Below are 17,504 nucleotides of genomic sequence, written 5' to 3' on the forward strand. Positions count from 1 at the left end.
GGGCAGCCACTGCCAGGCGACGATGACGATGATCGAGAACAGCGGATAGGCGCCGAACCAGTCCACCGGCCGCAGCCCGACGCTCTGCGCGATATCGGCGAAGACGCCATAGCCTGGATGGAAGATCATGTTCTTCCAGATGAGCGCGGCCACCGGCGGCATCACGAAGAAGGGCGAGATCACCAGGATCCGCGCGATCCCCTGGCCGAAGATCGGCTGGTCGATCAGGAGCGCCACGCCGATGCCGCCGATCACGGTGATCGCCAGCACGCCGAGCACGATCGCGAGCGTGTTGCGGATCGCCTGCCAGAAGGCCGGGTCGGTCAGGAAGTACTGGTAGTTCTCGAAACCCGCCCAGCCTCCGGCGGCCGGGTTCAGCAGGTTGTAGTAGCGGAACGAGAAATAGACCGTCATCGCGAGCGGGATGATCATCCAGATGAACAGGAGGACGATCGCCGGCAAACGCATGAAGCGGGCGATGGATTCGGTCTGCCGGGTGGCCATGGCGGACTCCCTGCGACGGCTGCGGTGGGGAAAGGGCCGCCCGGGAGAATTCCCGGGCGGTCAGGTGTCACTCCTTGGGGGGAGTTCAGTAGCCGGCGCGCCGCATCTCGCGCTGGGTCGTGGATTGCGCCTGCGCCAGCGCGTCGTCGACCGAGGACTGGCCCGCGACAACCGCCGAAAAGAGCTGGCCGACCGTGGTGCCGATCGACTGGAACTCGGGGATCGCGACGAACTGTCCGCCGGTATAGGGCACCGGATCGACCGTCGGCTTGGTGATGTCGGCGGCGTTCATCGCGGCCTTGGTCTCGTCGGCGAAGGGGGCGGCGTCGAGATAGTTCTGGTTCTCGTAGAGCGAGGTCCGCGTGCCCGGGGGTGCGTTGACCCAGCCCTCCTTCGAGGCGACGAGCTCGGTGTAGTCCTTCGAGGTCGCCCATTCGATGAAGGTCCTGGCATCCTCCTGGTTCTTCGAGGAGGCCGGGATCGCCAGGTTCCACGACCAGAGCCAGTTGCCGTGGTTGTCGACGCCGTCCTTGTGCGGATAGATCTTGAAGCCGACGTTGTCGGCGACCGTCGACTGCTTCGGATCCGACACGAACTGCCCGGCGGAGGTGGCGTCGATCCACATCGCGCACTTGCCCTGCTGGAACAGCGTGAGGTTCTCGTTGAAGCCGTTCGACGAGGCGCCGGACGGGCCGGCGTCCTTCATCAGCTCGGCGTAGAAGGTCAGCGTCTCCTTCCACCCGGGCTGGTCGAACTGCGGGGCCCACTCCTCGTCGAACCAGCGAGCGCCGAAGGAATTCGCCATCGAGCTGATCAGCGCCATGTTCTCGCCCCAGCCCGCCTTGCCGCGCAGGCAGATGCCGTTGACGCCGGCCGAGCGGTCGGTGAGCTTGCGCGCCGCCTCGCCGATGAACTCCCAGGTCGGGTCATCGGGCATCGTCAGTCCGGCCTTCTCGAACAGGTCGGTGCGATACATCAGGAACGCGCTCTCGCCGTAGAACGGCGCGCCGTAGAGCTTGTCCTCGACGGTCAGGCCGCCCCGGATCGCGGGCAGCAGGTCGTCGACATCGTAGTCGGCGGAGAATTCGAGTGGCGTGAGCCAGCCCTGCTTGCCCCAGATCGGCACCTCGTAGTTGCCGATCGTCAGGATGTCGTACTGGCCGCCGCCGGTGGCGATGTCGGTGGTGACCCGCTCGCGCAGCGTGTTCTCCTCGAGCGTGACCCAGTTCACGGTGATGTCGGGATGCGCCTTGGTGAACTCGTCGGTCAGACCCTGCATCTGGATCATCTGGCCATTGTTCACCGTCGCGATGGTGATCGCGCCCGCGAACGCGGCGGAGGCCGTCGTCAGGGCGAGCGTCGAGGCCGCCCCCATCAGAAGCGTTGAATACCGCATTTCTCCTCCCAAAAGCCCGGGGCCTACACGCCCCTGTTGCCGTTTGGTCGAATGTCGCGCCGATACATGCTTCTGTCAATCAAAATCGGGCATTCGCCCGGTGGGTGGGCAAATATTTGAAAGCCGCGACCGACCGGTCAGGCGCCGCGCAGCAGCGCCTCGGCCGTCGCTTCGTCGGTGATCACCCCGTTGATCAGCCTTCCCCGTATCGCCGCCGCGAGCGGGCCGACCTTCCGCGGTCCCTTGGCGAGCGCGATCACGCGCGCGCGGTTCCGGTCGGGTATCGGCGCGCTCGCGGTCGCCGCGCCGGGTCCTCCGGGCATCAACGCGCCATCCGCGTCATAGATCCATCCGCAGATCTCGCCCCGCGCGCCGGCGGCGCGCATCTCGGCGACCTTCTCCTCGGTCAGGAAGCCGTCGAGCAGCAGCGGCGCGCGCTCGTCCATCTCGCCCACGCCGACGAAGGCCACGTCGGCGGAGGCCGCGAGATCCATGGTCCTGCGGATCATGCCGAGTCCGTGCATCAGCGCCCGCTCCGCGTCGCTCGCCAGAAAGACGGGCAGGGGCATCGGGAAATGCCGCGCCTCGACCGCCTCGGCCATCGAGAAGATCACGTTGTAATAGGCGGCGGAGCCGTCGGGCCCGATGTTGCCGGTCAGCGAGACGATCCGGTGGGCCGGGCAGGCGATCGGCGGCAGATGGTCGATCGCGGCCTTCAGCGTGCGGCCGGTGCCGACCGCCATCACGATCGGCCGCTCCTGCCTCAGCCAGCGGGTGATCTCGGCGGCGCCCGCCTCGGCGAGGCCGACCGTTCCGCCCTCCGACCCCGGATCGGTCGGCACCACCTCCGCCTGGGCGAGGCCGAACCGCTCCCGGAGTTGCGCCGCGAGATCGAGGCAACGGGCGATCGGATGCTCCATCCAGACCCGGACCAGGCGTTCGGACATGGCGAGGGAGACGAGCCGCTGCGCCGCCTGGCGCGAGATGCCCATATGCGCGGCGATTTCGTCCTGGGTCTTTCCGGCGATGTAATAGAGCCAGCCGGCGCGCGCGGCGTCGTCGATGCGGTTCGACGATATGCGCTGTCGCGACATCGCATTCTCCCACTTGTCGTGAATGATAGGCGGAGCACCCCGCCCGGCGCAAGAAGCGCGACGGTCAGGTCCGGATCGAGGATCTATCCGCGGCCGCGGGAGCCCCCGGCCGTGTCGTGGCGCTTCCGCGCGTCGCCGGGAACCGCGCTACTGGCCGCGGTAGGGCTCGACATACTGGAGCGCCATGTCCCAGGGGAAGAAGATCCAGGTGTCCTGGCTCACCTCGGTGATGTAGGTGTCGACCATCGCGCGCCCGTGCGGCTTGGCGTAGACCGTGGCGAAATGCGCCTTCGGATACATCTTGCGCGCCAGTTCCAGCGTGCGGCCGCTGTCCACCAGATCGTCGATCACGAGGATCCCGGTCCCGTCGCCCATCAGCTCCGCGTCGGGCGCCTTCAGCACCGTGAGCTCCCCCGTCTGCTTCTGCCATTCGTAGGAGCGGATGCTGATCGTGTCGATCGTGCGGATGTCGAGTTCGCGCGCGATGATCATCGCCGGGGCCATGCCGCCCCGGGTGATCGCGACGATGGCGCGCCACTCGCCGCCCTCGCCCGGGCCCTGCTTGTCGAGCCGCCAGGCGAGCGCGCGGCTGTCGCGGTGGATCTGGTCCCAGCTGACATGGAACCCCTTCTCGTGCGGCAGCCGGTCCGAACTCATGGCCTAGGCCTCCTTGCGGCCCGAGACGACGTCGATGTCAGGCGCGTCCTCGGCCTTCATGCCGACGACGTGGTAGCCGGCGTCCACGTGCAGGTTCTCTCCCGTCACGCCGGAGGAAAGATCCGACAGCAGGTAGAGCGCCGACTTGCCGACCTCCGTCTGGGTCACGTTGCGCCGCAGCGGTGAGTTCAGTTCGTTCCACTTCATGATGTAGCGGAAGTCGCCGATGCCGGAGGCGGCCAGCGTCTTGATCGGTCCGGCCGAGAGCGCGTTCACGCGGATGCCGCGCGGGCCGAGGTCCATCGCCATGTACTTCACGCTCGCCTCGAGCGCGGCCTTGGCGACGCCCATCACGTTGTAATGCGGCATCACCTTCTCGGCGCCGTAATAGGTGAGCGTCAGGCAGGAGCCGCCGTCCTTCATCATCGCCGCCGCCCGCCGCGTCACGGCGGTGAAGGAATAGACCGAGATCAGCATGGTCTGGGTGAAGTTCGCCGCCGTCGTCATCTCGGTATAGGAGCCGCGGAGCTCGTTCTTGTCGGAGAAGCCGATCGCATGGACGATGAAGTCGAGCCCGTCCCAGCTCTCGCCGAGCGTGGCGAAGGCGGCGTCGATCGAGGCTTCGTCGGAGACGTCGCAGGGGATGACGATGTCCGAGCCGAGATCGGCGGCGAGCGGGCGCACGCGCTTGCCGAGCGCCTCGCCCTGGTAGGTGAAGGCGAGTTCCGCGCCCGCGCCGTGGCAGGCCTGCGCGATGCCCCAGGCGATGGACTTGTCGTTCGCGAGCCCCATGATCAGGCCCCGTTTCCCGCGCATGAGTCCGTCCGGCATTCTCGGCCCCCCTGGTAATGTCATCCGTGGTTTATGGGATGGGAGGGACCGCTTCAAGCGCGGTTCTCCCGGGGCGAAGGGAGTTCTTCCCGTCAGTTGCTGCCGAAGAGCCCGCCCAGAACGTTCCGGACGACCGACTGCACGGTTTCCCCCACGTTCTCCACCACTTCGGACGGGCTCGGCAGGCTGGCGACGGCGCTGGGCGCGCGGGGTTCGACCTCGGGCAGCGGGCGGACGGGCAGCCCGTCCTCGACGCGCAGCATGGTCTCGCGCCAGATCTCGGTGGGCAGGCCGCCGCCCGAGACGCCCTTGAGCGGTGTGTTGTTGTCATAGCCCATCCAGACGCCGGTCACGTAGTCCCGGGTGAAGCCGATGAACCAGGCGTCGCGGGCGGCCTGGGTCGTGCCGGTCTTGCCAGCCGCCGGCCGGTCGCCGAGCCGCGCGCGCGCGCCCGTGCCCTCCTCGACCACGCGCCGCATCATCCAGACCATCTCGCCCGCCGACCGCTCGTCCATCACCCGCGTCGGCGTGCCGGAATCCGCGCCCATGAGCCGGGCATGGTCCGACTTCAGCCGCAGCTCGCGGATGCCGTAGGGGGTGGCGCGCACCCCCTTGTTCAGGATCCCCGCGTAGGCGCCCGTCATCTCGAGCAGCGTCGCCTCGGACGTGCCGAGCGCGAGCGCCGGCCCCTCGGCGATGGGCGAGTCCACCCCGAGATCCCGCGCCATCGCGCGCACCCGCGCCCGGCCGGTCTCCTCGGCGAGCCGGATCGTCGCGGTGTTGATCGAATGGGCATAGGCGTCGGCGAGCGTCATCTCGCCCTTGTAGTCGCGGGTGTAGTTCTTCGGCGACCACGGGCCGGAGCCGGGCACGTCGATCGTCAGCGGCGCGTCGAGGACCGTGTCGTAGGGGCTGTCGCCCGCCTGCAGCGCGGCGGCGTAGACGAAGGTCTTGAAGAGCGAGCCCGTCTGGCGCAGCGCCTGGGTCGCGCGGTTGAACTGGCCGTCGCTGCCGCCGAGGTCGCGGCCGCCGACCATGGCGCGCACCGCCCCGTCGGGGGACATCACGACGATCGCGGCCTGGGCGTTCGATCCGTTACGCACCTTGTTCTCGAAGACCGACCTCAGCGCCGCCTCGGCCGCGGCCTGGATGCGCGGGTCGAAGGTCGTGAGCACCTCGATGTCCTCGGTGGTCCGCCGGGTCAGGAAGTCGGGGCCGCTCTGCATGATCCAGTCGGCGTATTCTCCCCCCGCCCGGGCCGCCGCGGCGTGCGAGAGCCGGGCGGGGTGCTTGCGCGCCTCCGTCGCCTGAGCCTTGCTCAGATAGCCCTGGTCCTCCATCAGCCCCACGATCACGTTCGCGCGTTCCTGCGCCGCGTTCAGGTCGTGCGTCGGCGCGAAGCGCGAGGGCGCGCGCAGCAGGCCCGCCAGCATCGCCGCCTCGGCCGGTCCGACCTCACGGGCGGACTTGCCGAAATACCGCTGCGCCGCCGCCTCGAAACCGGTGGCGCCCGCGCCGAGATAGGCGCGGTTGAGATAGATCGACAGGATGTCGTCCTTCGAGAACTTCCAGTCGAGCGCGATCGCCGCCGGAACTTCCTTGATCTTGCGTTCGAGCGTCCGGCTGTTGTCGAAGAAGAGCAGCTTCGCCACCTGCTGCGTGATCGAGGAGCCGCCCTGCACGGTCGTGCCGGCGCGCGCGTTCACGACGAGCGCGCGCAGCGTGCCTCTGATGTCGACGCCGAAATGCGAGTAGAAGCGCTTGTCCTCGGTCGCGACGATCGCATCGACGAGATAGGGCGAGGCGTCCTCGGCGCGCAGCAGGCCGAGCTGCTGGCCGCGCCAGGCGAAGACCGTGTCATCCGCGTCGAGCAGCGTGACGGAACCGCGGTCGCGCCCGTCGAGCATCTCGTCGAGCGGTGGCAGCCGGTTCACGTAATAGGCGACGCCGGCCGCGAGAACGATGGCCCCGAGCACGCCGAGCCGCAGCCCGATCCACCAGGTCCAGCCGATCACGCCCCTGATCGTGCCGCGCAGGACACGCTCCGTCCGGCCAAGCCGGGGTTTCGCCCCGCTTCTCTTCTTCCCCATCGGGGGTGCCTCGCCCTGACTGCTCGATGTTTTGGCCGAGGCTACAGGCAAAGCGCCGGAGGCGCCAGCGCTTTGCCGCCGCGCCGCGCCGGCCGGGGCGCGGCGCCGGGGTCAGACGCGGAATGCCGCGAAAATAGGCAACTTCGCGCCCGCTTCGGGATTCTGCCCATTGGCACCGCAATGTCTCGCACCGGCCCGTCCGGGTGGCGCGAATTCTCTACTAGACCTTCCGGATATGGCCTATGGCCGCGGCATTGGCACGCTCGTGCCTTGCACGAAGGCGTTGGATGCGTCGCCGCAATCAGAAGCGAGGGACTCGATGAAACTGATCATAGCGGTCATCAAACCTTTCAAGCTGGAGGAGGTGCGGGAGGCGCTGACCGGTATCGGTGTTCAGGGGCTCATGGTCTCGGAAGTGAAGGGCTACGGCCGCCAGTCCGGTCACACGGAGATCTACCGCGGCGCCGAATACGTCGTGAACTTCGTGCCGAAGATCAAGCTCGAGCTGGTCGTTCCCGACGCCGCCGTCGCCCAGGTGGTCGAGACCCTCGCGATGACGGCGAAGACCGGGAAGATCGGCGACGGCAAGATCTTCGTGCTCGACGTGCTGCAGGCGCACCGGGTGCGCACCGGCGAAATCGGCGATGACGCGCTCTGAGCGGCGGCGCCATTCTATGAGGGATATGATGAGAAACGTGCTGAAGCTCACGCCACTCGCGCTGCTGATGACCGCCGGCATGGCCCTGGCGCAGGATGCCGAACCACAACTCGCGGAAACCGTCGCCGAGGCGGTCTCCAACATCGATTCCGGCGACACGGCCTGGATGCTGACCTCCTCGCTGCTCGTGCTGTTCATGCTGCTGCCGGGCCTCGGCCTCTTCTACGGCGGCCTCGTGCGCTCGAAGAACATGCTCTCGGTGCTGATGCAGTGCACGCTGATCGGCGCGATCGTGATCGTGATCTATCCGCTCTACGGCTATTCCCTGTCCTTCGGCGGTTCCGAGAGCCCGTTCTGGGGCGGCCTCGGCAAGACCTTCCTCGCGGGCGTCACGCCCGACGCGGAATCGGGCACCATCCCCGAGCTCGTCTTCGTCGCCTTCCAGATGACCTTCGCCGCGATCACGCCGGCGCTGTTCGTCGGCGGCTTCGCGGAGCGCATGAAGTTCTCCGCCGTGGTGCTCTTCGCGATCCTCTGGGTCACCATCGTCTACTTCCCGGTCGCCCACATGGCCTGGGACGCCGCCGGCCTCTACTTCAACTGGGGCGCGATGGACTTCGCGGGCGGCACCGTGGTGCACATCAACGCGGGTATCGCCGCGCTGGTCGCCTCGTTCGTGATCGGGCCGCGGATCGGCTACAGGAAGGAGATCATGGCGCCGCATTCCATGACGCTCACCCTGGTCGGCGCCGGGATCCTCTGGGTCGGCTGGTTCGGCTTCAACGCCGGCTCCGCGCTCGCGGCGAACGGCACCGCCGGCCTCGCGATGATGAACACCTTCACCGCGACCGCGGGCGCCATCGTCGGCTGGTCGGTGCTCGAGGCGATGCTGCGCGGCAAGGCCTCGATGCTCGGCGCGGCCTCGGGCATGATCGCGGGCCTCGTCGCCGTCACCCCGGCGGCCGGCTTCGTCGGCCCGGTCGGCGCCATCCTGCTCGGCCTCATCGCCTCGGCCTGCTGCTACTTCTTCGTGCAGGTCGTGAAGGAGCACTTCGGCTATGACGACAGCCTCGACGTCTTCGGCGTCCACGGCGTCGGCGGCATCGTGGGCGCGATGCTGACGGGCGTCTTCGCCGCCCCCGCCCTTGGCGGCGCGGGCTACGCGGACGGCGTGACGATGGCGGGCCAGCTCGTCACCCAGTTCAAGGCGGTCGGCGTCACGGTCGTCTGGAGCGGCGTCGTCTCCTTCATCCTGCTCAAGATCGTCGACATGATCGTCGGCCTGCGTGTCGCGCCGGAAGTGGAGCGCGAAGGCCTCGACCTCGCCGAGCACGGCGAGCGCGCCTACTCCTACTGAGCCGCGAAGGGCCGGTCGGAAGCAATCCCCCCGGGGTTCGTGCCGAGACGGGCACACCCGGCACCTGGGCCCGGATCGCGAGATCCGGGCCTTCTGTTTGGGCGCGCTCCGGTCGGGGCCGCGCCGTTTTTCCTTGCCGAACCGGCTCCGCCGGCCGAACCTGCCCGAGGGCGCGCGAGGCCCGGGCCATCACGAAAGGGACGCGACTTGCGGCATCAGGGACCCCTGTCGGAACTGCCGGTCATCTCACCCGAGACCGAGGAGGACCGGCTCTTCAACGACGCCGCCGAGGCGGTCGCCGACCTCACCCGCCGCTACGAGGCCGCGACGGATTTCCTGCGCGCCCGCTTCGCCGCCATCATGGCCGGCGAGCCGCCGAAGGGACGCTACCGCGCCTTCTATCCGCGGGTCAGCGTGACGACGGGGAGTTTCGCCAAGGTCGACAGCCGGCTGAGCTTCGGCCATGTGACCGAGCCCGGCACCTATGCGACCACGATCACCCGGCCCGATCTCTTCAAGGGCTACCTGACCCAGCAGATCGGCCTTCTGATCCAGAACCACGGCATGCCGGTGCGCGTCGGCTCCTCCGACACGGCGATCCCGCTGCATTTCGCGATGGGCGAGAACGCCTATGTCGAAGGCTCGATCGCCGACGCGCTGCACCGGCCGCTGCGCGATCTCTTCGACGTGCCGGACCTCGGCGTCACCGACGACCGGATCGTCAACGGCGCGGGCCGCGTCTCGGTCGAGGGGGCGCGGCCGCTCGCCCCCTTCACCGCGCAGCGCGTGGACTATTCGCTCGCGCGGCTCGCGCATTACACCGCGACCTCGCCCGAGCATTTCCAGAACCACGTGCTCTTCACCAACTACCAGTTCTACGTCGACGAATTCGTCGAGTTCGGCGCCAGGATGCTGGCCGATCCGGCCTCCGGCTACGACGGTTTCGTCGGCCCCGGCAATGTCGTGACCCGCGTGGGCGAGCGGCCGCCGGCGATGCCCGCGAAGACGCCGCAGATGCCCTGCTATCACCTGACGCGGGAGAACCAGTCGGGCATCACGCTCGTCAACATCGGCGTCGGCCCGTCGAATGCGAAGACGATCACCGACCATATCGCGGTGCTGCGCCCGCATGTCTGGCTGATGCTCGGCCACTGCGCGGGCCTGCGCAACTCCCAATCGCTTGGCGATTATGTGCTGGCCCATGCCTACATGCGCGAGGACCATGTGCTCGACGACGACCTGCCGATCTGGGTGCCGATCCCGGCGCTGGCCGAGGTGCAGGTCGCGCTCGAGGAGGCGGTGGCGCGCGTCACCGGCCTCTCCGGCTACGAGCTCAAGAAGATCATGCGCACCGGAACGGTCGCCACGATCGACAACCGCAACTGGGAGCTGCGCGACCAGTCCGGCCCGGTGGCGCGGCTGAGCCAGGCGCGGGCCGTCGCGCTCGACATGGAGAGCGCGACGATCGCGGCGAACGGCTTCCGCTTCCGCGTGCCCTACGGCACGCTGCTCTGCGTCTCCGACAAGCCGCTCCATGGCGAGCTGAAGCTGCCCGGCATGGCCACGGCCTTCTACAAGCGCCAGGTGGCGCAGCATCTCGACATCGGCGTGCGCGCGATGGAGGCGCTGCGCGAGATGCCGCTCGAGAAGATGCATTCGCGCAAACTCCGCAGCTTCGACGAGACCGCCTTTCTCTGACCGATGCGCGCCCCGTCGCCACTGGCGGCGGCGGGGAACAAATCGGTCAATCCATGATTGAGTTTCGCGCGGCCGCGCGCTTAAGTGGCCGGCACCCGGAGAAACCGGACGCGAAACACGAGGCTCGACAGGAACGACCGCATGACCCAGAAACCCATGACAAAGACTCAGCTGGTCGCCGCCCTCGCGGAAACGGCTGATCTGGACAAGGCCAGCGCGAACCGCGCGCTCGACGCCCTGACCGAGATCGTCACCAAGGAAGTCGCCGCCGGCGGCGCCGTCAGCCTGCCCGGCCTCGGCAAGTTCGCCTGCCGGGCCCGGCCGGAGCGCACCGTGCGCAACCCCTCGACCGGCGAGCAGATGCAGAAGCCGGCCGATCGCGTGGCCAAGGTCACGATCGCCAAGCAGCTCAAGGACGTGATCAACGCCTGATCACGCGCGGGCGGCGCGCCCCCGCCCGCCCGCCACGCGCCCATCCGGGGCGGCTCCGTCACTCGCCGGATCCGCGCCGCCGCCGAGGATCCACCAGCGCGCCTCCGGAGGGCGCGGAAGGGAAACCATATGCTGCCTGAGGAACCCCCCGCCGGCGCGGTGATCGCCGATCTCGAATCCGAGGTCTGGCGCGCGATCGACGGCAAGACCAAGCCGATCGGCTCGCTCGGCCGGGTCGAGGAAATCGCGGCCCAGATCGGCATGACGCTCGGCACGCTCGCGCCCCGGGTCGAGACCTGCGCGCTGACGATCTTCGCCGCGGATCACGGCATCGCCGCCGAGGGTGTCTCGGCCTTTCCGCGGGCGGTCACGCGGCAGATGGTGGCGAATTTCCTCGCCGGTGGCGCGGCGGCGACCGTGATCGCGGCGAGCCTCGGCGTCGCCGTCGAGGTGGTCGACGCGGGCGTCGCCGGCGAGCCGATGACCGATCCGAAGCTCGTCTCCCGCCGGATCGGCGCCGGCACCCGCTCCTTCCTGCGCGAGGCGGCGATGACGGCGGAGGAATGCGCCGCCGCGCTCGCAAGCGGACGGGAACTCGCCGCGCGCGCGCGCGCCGACGCGCTGGCCTTCGGCGAGATGGGGATCGGCAATACCTCCGCCGCGACGATGCTCGCGCACCGGCTGACCGGGCTGTCGCTCGAGGCGCTGGTGGGGCGGGGCACGGGGCTCGACGCCGCGGGGCTGGCGCGCAAGGCCGCGGTCCTCGCCGAGGCCGACGCGCGCGTCGGCGCGCTCGCGACGCCCGAGGAGGCGCTGCGCGAATTCGGCGGTTTCGAGATCGCGATGATGGCGGGCGCGATGCTCGGCGCCGCGGAGGCGGGGAAGCTCGTCCTCGTCGACGGTTTCATCGCCACCTCGGCGGCGCTCGTCGCCGAGCGGATCGCGCCGGAGGCGCGGCGCGCGATGATCTTCTCCCATGTCTCGGCGGAGGCGGGCCACCGCGCGCTGCTCGAACGCATGGCGGCGCGCCCGATCCTCTCGCTCGACATGCGCCTCGGCGAAGGCACCGGCGCGCTGCTCGCCTGGCCGATCGTCAAGGCCGCCGCGGCGGTCCTGCGCGACATGGCGAGCTTCGAGAGCGCCGGCGTCAGCGCGCGCCTCTGATCCCCATGCGCGGACGCCTGGCGGCGGAATGGGCCTCCTTCCTGCTCGCCTGCCAGTTCCTGACCCGCCTGCCGATCCCCGCGCGCTGGGACGCCGGCCGGATGGCCGCGGCGCCGCGCTGGTATCCCGCCGCCGGCCTCGTCGTCGGCGCGCTCGCCGCCGCCGCCTACGGGCTGGCGGCGCTCCGCTTCGGATCCGGTCTGGCGGCGCTGGCCGCGCTCGGGGCCGGGATGCTCGTCACCGGCTGTCTGCACGAGGACGGTTTCGCCGATGTCTGCGACGGGATCGGCGGCGGGGCGAGCCGGGAACGCGCGCTCGAGATCATGCGCGACAGCCGCCTCGGAACCTATGGCGTCGCCGGGCTCGCGCTCATGCTGCTCGCGCGGTGGCAGGCGCTGGCCGAGCTGCGGCCCGCCCTGATCCCGCTCGCCCTTCTCGCCGGCCACGCCGCGAGCCGCGCCTCCTGCGTCGCCGCGATGGCGGGGGGCACCTATGCCCGCGCGGCCGGGGCGGCGGCGAGCGTCGCGGGCGGCGTCGGCTGGCGGAGCGTCGCGGTGGCCGCGCTGATCGCCGCCGCGCCCGTCCTGGCGCTGCTCATCCTCGCCCCCGTGGCCGCGCTCGCGGGGGTGGCGGCGCTCGCGCTCGCCCATCTCGCGACCCGGCTCTGGTATGGCCGGCGGCTCGGCGGCTACACCGGCGATTGCCTCGGCGCGGTCCAGCAGACCGGCGAACTCGCCTTCTATCTGGGGTTGCTCGGTTGGAGCTGATCCTGCTCCGCCATCCCGCCCCGGCGATCGACGCGGACATCTGCTACGGCCGCGCCGATCTCACGCTCCAGCCCGGGCTCGAGGATCCCCGGCGCCTGCCGGAGCCGCCGCCGCCCTTCGCGAGCCTCGCCACCAGCCCGCTGCGCCGCTGCCGACGGCTCGCCGAGCGGCTGGGCGCCGAGCGCGGCGTGGCGGTGACGGTCGATCCCCGGCTCGCCGAGATGGATTTCGGCCGCTGGGAACTGCGGCGCTGGCACGAGATCGCCCGGAGCGAGGTCGATGCCTGGGCGGCGGATTTCGAGAATGCCCGCCCCCATGGCGGCGAGACCGTGACGGAACTCCGGGCCCGGGTCGCCGCCGCGCTGGCGGAGGCGCGCGACGCTCCCGGACCCGCCCTCTGGGTCACGCATGGCGGCGTCGTCCGCGCGGTCTGCGGCCTGCTCGGCGCGCATGCCGGCTGGGAGACGCGCCTCGGCTTCGGACAGATGCTGACGGTTTCCGCCTGAGCCTTCTCTCAGCGCGTCGGAACCGGCGTCCCGCTCCGGTAGTCGTAGAAGCCGCGCTGGGTCTTGCGGCCGAGCCAGCCCGCCTCGACGTATTTCACCAGCAGCGGGCAGGGGCGGTACTTGGTATCCGCCAGCCCCTCGTGCAGCACGTTCATGATTGCGAGGCAGGTGTCGAGCCCGATGAAGTCGCCGAGTTCGAGCGGCCCCATCGGATGGTTCGCGCCGAGCTTCATCGAGGTGTCGATGCTCGAGACGGTGCCCACGCCCTCGTAGAGCGTGTAGACCGCCTCGTTGATCATCGGGACGAGGATCCGGTTCACGATGAAGGCCGGGAAGTCCTCGGCGCTCGAATAGGTCTTGCCGAGCTTCGTCACGACCGCGGCCATCGTCTTGTAGGTCGGCTCGTCCGTCGCGATGCCGCGGATGAGCTCGACGAGCTGCATCACCGGGACCGGGTTCATGAAGTGCAGCCCCATGAATCGCTCGGGCCGGTCGGTCTGGCTCGCGAGCCGGGTGATCGAGATCGACGAGGTGTTCGAGGTCAGGATCGTGTGCTCGGCGAGATGCGGCGCGAGGCTCGCGAAGATCTTGTGCTTCAGCTCCTCGCGCTCGGTCGCGGCCTCGATCACCAGATCGGCCGCGCCGATCGTCGCGATCTCGGGGGCGATCTCGATCTGGCCGAGCGCCCTGTCGCGCTCCTCCTCGGTGATCCGGCCGCGGGCGACCTGGCGGTCCAGGTTGCCGCCGATGATGCCCGGCGCCGCCTCCAGCGCCGTCTTCGAGACGTCGTTCAGCAGAACCTCGTAACCGGCCAGCGCGAAGACATGGGCGATGCCATTCCCCATCTGGCCCGCGCCGATGACGCCCACCCGCTTGATTTCCATGCTCCGCCTACCTCGATCCCGTGATCAGCCGGACATTAGGCCAGCGCCGCCGCGCGGCGCAAGGGATAGCGGAGGCGGCCGCCCCCGGCGCCGTTCGGGAGTGGACAGGATCACGTTCGCGTGCGTTCATGTCGCATCGGGACAGGGGGACAGGACGTGAATGCGATCATCGACTTTCTGAACACGATCTTCTGGGGCTACGTGCTCATCTACGGCCTGCTCGCGGTCGGCGTCTTCTTCACCATCCGGCTCCGCTTCCAGCAGATCCTGCGCTTCGGCGAGATGTTCCGGGTCATCCTGACGGCGCCCGACACGGACAAGGAAGGCATCTCGCCCTTCCAGGCGCTCTGCACCTCGCTCGCGAGCCGCGTCGGCACCGGCAACATCGCCGGCGTCGCGGTGGCGCTCAATCTCGGCGGGCCCGGGGCGATCTTCTGGATGTGGATGGTGGCCCTCGTCGGCATGGCGACCGCCTATTCCGAATCCACGCTCGCCCAGCTCTACAAGGTCCACGAGAAGCCCGGGGAGCATTCCGGCATCTATCGCGGCGGCCCGGCCTTCTACATCGCGCGGGGCCTCGGAATGCCCTGGCTCGGCGGCGTGTTCTCGGTCTGCCTGATCCTGTCCTTCGGCCTCGTGTTCAACGCGGTGCAGGCCAATTCCATCGCCGATGCGATGGTCGGCGCCTTCGGCGTCCCGAAACTCGCGACGGGCATCGTGCTCGCCGGGCTGACGGCGGTGGTGATCTTCGGCGGCATCCGGAAGATCGCGACCGTCGCCGAATATGTCGTGCCCTTCATGGCCGGCGCCTATCTGCTGATGGCGCTCTACGTGCTGCTGACCAATCTGACGCTGGTGCCGGGCATGCTCGGCCATATCGTCGGCAGCGCCTTCGGCTTCCAGGAGGCGGCGGGCGGCGTCGCGGGCGGCGTGGCGGCGGCCATGCTGAACGGCGTGAAGCGCGGCCTCTTCTCGAACGAGGCCGGCATGGGCTCGGCGCCCAACATCGCCGCCGCGGCGACCCCGGTGCCGCATCATCCTTCGAGCCAGGGCTTCGTGCAGGCGCTCGGCGTCTTCATCGACACGCTGCTGATCTGCTCCTGCACCGCGCTCATGATCCTGCTCTCGGATTCCTACGTGCCGGGGGGCGAGCTGACGGGAACGCAGCTGACTCAGGCGGCGCTGGGCGATCATGTCGGCGCCATCGGCCCCTATTTCGTCGCCATCGCGATCTTCTTCTTCGCCTTCACCTCGATCATCGGGAACTACTCCTATTCGGAGATGGCGATGTCCTTTCTCGGGGTCGCGGGCGACACGGGGCTGCTCGTGCTCCGGGGCGCGGTGCTGCTGATGGTGGTCTGGGGCGCGCTGCAGGCGGTCGCGACCGTGTTCAACACCGCGGATGCGAGCATGGGCCTGATGGCGACGGTGAACCTCGTCGCGATCGTGGCGCTCTCGGGGACCGTCGTGAAGCTCACGCGCGACTATTTCGCGAAGCGCGCGCTCGGGCAGGAGCCGGTGTTCGATCTCTCCGAGATGCCGGAGCTCAAGGGCGTCGAGCCCAGCATCTGGCATCGCGGCGGCTGACCGCTTTCCCGGCCCGGCATCCGTCCGGGCCGGGGTCTCACCGGATTGCGATTTGTCTCCCGGAGGATCCTGGCCTTCACTCGGGCCCGGGAAACAGATCCGGCGAGACCATGAAACCTGTCTTCGTATTCACCGCCGCGCTGGCCGTGGTGGCCACGACCATCACGGCGCCGTCCTTCGCGCAGAACCAGGGCTCCCCGGCCCCGCGCCATGCCGAGACCACCGCCCGGACCGCGGCCCGGTCCGTCGCCCGGCAGCCGGCCGCGCCGGCGGTGCAGGGCGTGGGCTGCTCGCGCGACGCCTTCGGCGCCCTGCGCTGCTCGGACGGCGCGAACCTCCCCGGCGGCCAGTTCGGCGTGACCGTCCACGCGGACCGCGCGGCCCCCGCCCCGGCGAGCGGCCGGACCGAGGCGCTGCCCGATCCGGCGAAGATCATCCGCGACAGCGCGGCCCAGGCGGAGCGGGATCTCTACGGCGATCCGTCCGGCCCGCCGCGGGGCGAGGACGGCTACGGGTGCCGGACCGACGCCGAGGGTCAGGTGCGCTGCGACTGACGCCGGATCGCCGCCGTTTCGTGACCGGCGGGCGCCGTGTTACAATATCCTCATTGAGTGCCTGCTCCGCGCGCCGGACGCCATGATTTCTGTCCGGGGCGGGTTTTTCAGAACCGTCTCATTGAGGACATCACACCGATGAACACACCCATCGACGCGCCGGGCCGCCCGGCGCAGCGGTATGTCGGCATCGCCGCGCCCGACGATCCGAGGCTTGGCCCGCTGAAGGATCTCCCGGGAACCTGGAAGAACCAGCCGAACCTGCCGGGACGCGGCTGGAACATGATCGCGCTGCCCTTCGCGAAGGAGGGCGACCGGCGCAATTTCCGCCTGCTCCTGAATCAGTTCGACGAGGTGCTGAAGTTCAACCTGATCGACGACGACATTCCGAACCGCGGCATCGTCAGGACGGCCGGCGGGGCGGAGAATGCCGACCAGTTCGTCGTCGCGCTCGACTATGAGCAGATGATCGCCCAGGTCGTGGCCGAGGACTTTCCGCCCACGGACCTCGCCGGGCCGCCCGAGCTTCCGATCCATCACGAGCCGGGTCTCTGGATGCACATGCCGAAGGAGGTCGGCGACGGCCACGACTTGGCGCGGCTGGCGACGATCCCGCATGGTGATTCGGTGCTGGCACTGGGCGACAGCGAGACCATCGCCGGTCCGCCGGTGATCCCGAAGGTCAACGGGCTGCCGGTCGGGGTGCCGCATGACCTGACGCTGGGCTATCTGGAGGCCTACCGGCACTTCCACGAGAACCTGTTCCGGGGCCTGTTCGACCCGACCGACCCGAGCGCGCTGCTCGCGGCGGCCAACGAGGGGGTGGATATCGAGGAAACGGTGGTGCTGACCGTCGATACCACCATCGACACCGGCGGGATCCACAACATCCCCTTCATCGTGAAGCAGGCGAACGCCTCCGACATGAAGGCCACGTTCTGGATCCAGCGCCTGAGGGAGAAGAACGCGGACGGTACGCCCAAGCTCAGGCTGCAATACCTGCAGATCGTGAACCTGGACTTCTTCGACCGTTTCGACGGCGCCCCCGGGCGGATCAAATGGCCCCATGTCAGCATCAACACGCTGGAGAAGGTGGTCGAGCAGCCGGATGGCGAGGCGCCCAGGATGCCCTACGCGGACCCGGAAGTCCGCGTGAGGGAGATCAAGGGCTGACCCCCGCGGAAGCTCGGCCTCAGCCGAGCTTCTTCTCGAGTTCCGGAACGATCTCGAACAGGTCGCCGACGAGGCCGTAGTCGGCGACCTGGAAGATCGGCGCCTCCTCGTCCTTGTTGATCGCGACGATGACCTTCGAATCCTTCATGCCC

General features: G+C 69.2%; 17 protein-coding genes and 1 pseudogene. 10 read left to right on the forward strand and 8 right to left on the reverse strand.

Annotated features, from left to right (window positions below; all coding sequences use genetic code 11):
* The 6 genes from FJM51_RS21685 to FJM51_RS21710 all read right to left on the reverse strand — a co-directional run.
* Positions 1-504 (reverse strand): carbohydrate ABC transporter permease (locus FJM51_RS21685; RefSeq protein ID WP_140456212.1); only part of this gene is annotated, 504 nt, incomplete at its 3' end.
* 85 nt (positions 505-589) lie between these two features.
* Entirely contained in the window at positions 590-1,900 is a 1,311-nt protein-coding gene (locus FJM51_RS21690) for an ABC transporter substrate-binding protein (protein ID WP_140456213.1), read from the reverse strand.
* 137 nt (positions 1,901-2,037) lie between these two features.
* Positions 2,038-2,994, reverse strand: a complete 957-nt coding sequence (locus tag FJM51_RS21695) for a sugar-binding transcriptional regulator (RefSeq protein ID WP_140456214.1) — start codon at positions 2,992-2,994, stop codon at positions 2,038-2,040.
* Between the two features lie 147 nt (positions 2,995-3,141).
* On the reverse strand, positions 3,142-3,651 hold the full coding sequence (gene gpt, locus FJM51_RS21700; RefSeq protein WP_140456215.1) for a xanthine phosphoribosyltransferase: 510 nt from the start codon (positions 3,649-3,651) through the stop codon (positions 3,142-3,144).
* A 3-nt stretch (positions 3,652-3,654) separates the two neighbouring features.
* On the reverse strand, positions 3,655-4,482 hold the full coding sequence (fabI, locus tag FJM51_RS21705) for an enoyl-ACP reductase FabI (RefSeq protein WP_140456216.1): 828 nt from the start codon (positions 4,480-4,482) through the stop codon (positions 3,655-3,657).
* Positions 4,483-4,574: 92 nt separating this feature from the next.
* Positions 4,575-6,572 (reverse strand): transglycosylase domain-containing protein, encoded by a 1,998-nt coding sequence (locus FJM51_RS21710; protein ID WP_140456217.1) that lies wholly within the window; start codon positions 6,570-6,572, stop codon positions 4,575-4,577.
* 319 nt (positions 6,573-6,891) lie between these two features.
* Between FJM51_RS21710 and FJM51_RS21715 the strand changes: the two genes are divergently transcribed.
* The 7 genes from FJM51_RS21715 (at position 6,892) to FJM51_RS23990 (ending at position 13,154) form a co-directional block, all read left to right on the forward strand.
* A complete protein-coding gene (locus FJM51_RS21715; RefSeq protein ID WP_140456218.1) occupies positions 6,892-7,230 on the forward strand; it encodes a P-II family nitrogen regulator in 339 nt (112 codons plus the stop codon).
* Positions 7,231-7,258: 28 nt separating this feature from the next.
* Positions 7,259-8,587, forward strand: a complete 1,329-nt coding sequence (locus tag FJM51_RS21720) for an ammonium transporter (protein ID WP_140456219.1) — start codon at positions 7,259-7,261, stop codon at positions 8,585-8,587.
* A 234-nt stretch (positions 8,588-8,821) separates the two neighbouring features.
* Positions 8,822-10,285 (forward strand): AMP nucleosidase, encoded by a 1,464-nt coding sequence (locus FJM51_RS21725; RefSeq protein ID WP_210240388.1) that lies wholly within the window; start codon positions 8,822-8,824, stop codon positions 10,283-10,285.
* 141 nt (positions 10,286-10,426) lie between these two features.
* Positions 10,427-10,717, forward strand: a complete 291-nt coding sequence (locus FJM51_RS21730) for an HU family DNA-binding protein (RefSeq protein WP_140456220.1) — start codon at positions 10,427-10,429, stop codon at positions 10,715-10,717.
* 129 nt (positions 10,718-10,846) lie between these two features.
* The gene (cobT, locus tag FJM51_RS21735; RefSeq protein WP_140456221.1) at positions 10,847-11,881 is read left to right on the forward strand and encodes a nicotinate-nucleotide--dimethylbenzimidazole phosphoribosyltransferase; all 1,035 of its coding nucleotides are present in this window, start codon (positions 10,847-10,849) and stop codon (positions 11,879-11,881) included.
* Positions 11,882-11,886: 5 nt separating this feature from the next.
* A complete protein-coding gene (locus FJM51_RS21740; protein WP_140456222.1) occupies positions 11,887-12,648 on the forward strand; it encodes an adenosylcobinamide-GDP ribazoletransferase in 762 nt (253 codons plus the stop codon).
* Positions 12,639-13,154: a histidine phosphatase family protein gene (locus tag FJM51_RS23990; protein ID WP_181164705.1), complete on the forward strand. Its 516-nt coding sequence runs from the start codon at positions 12,639-12,641 to the stop codon at positions 13,152-13,154. Before FJM51_RS21740 ends, FJM51_RS23990 begins: the two co-directional genes overlap by 10 nt.
* Positions 13,155-13,162: 8 nt before the next feature.
* Here the strand turns inward: FJM51_RS23990 and FJM51_RS21750 are convergent, their stop codons facing one another.
* Positions 13,163-14,038 carry a 3-hydroxybutyryl-CoA dehydrogenase gene (locus FJM51_RS21750; protein ID WP_140456224.1) on the reverse strand — a complete coding sequence of 292 codons (876 nt, stop codon included), beginning with the start codon at positions 14,036-14,038 and terminating at the stop codon, positions 13,163-13,165.
* 156 nt (positions 14,039-14,194) lie between these two features.
* Here FJM51_RS21750 and FJM51_RS21755 point away from each other — a divergent pair, with 156 nt between their 5' ends.
* From FJM51_RS21755 to FJM51_RS21765, 3 genes are all read left to right on the forward strand, one after another.
* Positions 14,195-15,625, forward strand: a complete 1,431-nt coding sequence (locus FJM51_RS21755) for an alanine/glycine:cation symporter family protein (RefSeq protein ID WP_140456225.1) — start codon at positions 14,195-14,197, stop codon at positions 15,623-15,625.
* Positions 15,626-15,735: 110 nt separating this feature from the next.
* Positions 15,736-16,179 (forward strand): hypothetical protein, encoded by a 444-nt coding sequence (locus FJM51_RS21760; RefSeq protein WP_140456226.1) that lies wholly within the window; start codon positions 15,736-15,738, stop codon positions 16,177-16,179.
* Between the two features lie 138 nt (positions 16,180-16,317).
* Entirely contained in the window at positions 16,318-17,352 is a 1,035-nt protein-coding gene (locus FJM51_RS21765; RefSeq protein ID WP_181164706.1) for a heme-binding protein, read from the forward strand.
* Positions 17,353-17,371: 19 nt separating this feature from the next.
* Here the strand turns inward: FJM51_RS21765 and FJM51_RS21770 are convergent.
* Positions 17,372-17,504: pseudogene (locus FJM51_RS21770) on the reverse strand (electron transfer flavoprotein subunit alpha/FixB family protein); the annotation flags it as partial.

Source organism: Amaricoccus solimangrovi (assembly GCF_006385685.1).
Taxonomy (GTDB): domain Bacteria; phylum Pseudomonadota; class Alphaproteobacteria; order Rhodobacterales; family Rhodobacteraceae; genus Amaricoccus; species Amaricoccus solimangrovi.

Excerpts from the sequence above, each read along its gene's own strand:
- FJM51_RS21695 (WP_140456214.1), bottom strand. The coding sequence starts at position 2,994 with ATGTCGCGACAGCGCATATCGTCGAACCGCATCGACGACGCCGCGCGC.
- FJM51_RS21765 (WP_181164706.1), top strand. The coding sequence starts at position 16,318 with ATGAACACACCCATCGACGCGCCGGGCCGCCCGGCGCAGCGGTATGTC.
- FJM51_RS21720 (WP_140456219.1), top strand. The coding sequence starts at position 7,259 with ATGAGAAACGTGCTGAAGCTCACGCCACTCGCGCTGCTGATGACCGCC.
- FJM51_RS21760 (WP_140456226.1), top strand. The coding sequence starts at position 15,736 with ATGAAACCTGTCTTCGTATTCACCGCCGCGCTGGCCGTGGTGGCCACG.
- FJM51_RS21750 (WP_140456224.1), bottom strand. The coding sequence starts at position 14,038 with ATGGAAATCAAGCGGGTGGGCGTCATCGGCGCGGGCCAGATGGGGAAT.
- FJM51_RS21740 (WP_140456222.1), top strand. The coding sequence starts at position 11,887 with ATGCGCGGACGCCTGGCGGCGGAATGGGCCTCCTTCCTGCTCGCCTGC.
- FJM51_RS21710 (WP_140456217.1), bottom strand. The coding sequence starts at position 6,572 with ATGGGGAAGAAGAGAAGCGGGGCGAAACCCCGGCTTGGCCGGACGGAG.
- FJM51_RS21690 (WP_140456213.1), bottom strand. The coding sequence starts at position 1,900 with ATGCGGTATTCAACGCTTCTGATGGGGGCGGCCTCGACGCTCGCCCTG.
- fabI (WP_140456216.1), bottom strand. The coding sequence starts at position 4,482 with ATGCCGGACGGACTCATGCGCGGGAAACGGGGCCTGATCATGGGGCTC.
- cobT (WP_140456221.1), top strand. The coding sequence starts at position 10,847 with ATGCTGCCTGAGGAACCCCCCGCCGGCGCGGTGATCGCCGATCTCGAA.
- FJM51_RS21715 (WP_140456218.1), top strand. The coding sequence starts at position 6,892 with ATGAAACTGATCATAGCGGTCATCAAACCTTTCAAGCTGGAGGAGGTG.
- FJM51_RS21730 (WP_140456220.1), top strand. The coding sequence starts at position 10,427 with ATGACCCAGAAACCCATGACAAAGACTCAGCTGGTCGCCGCCCTCGCG.
- gpt (WP_140456215.1), bottom strand. The coding sequence starts at position 3,651 with ATGAGTTCGGACCGGCTGCCGCACGAGAAGGGGTTCCATGTCAGCTGG.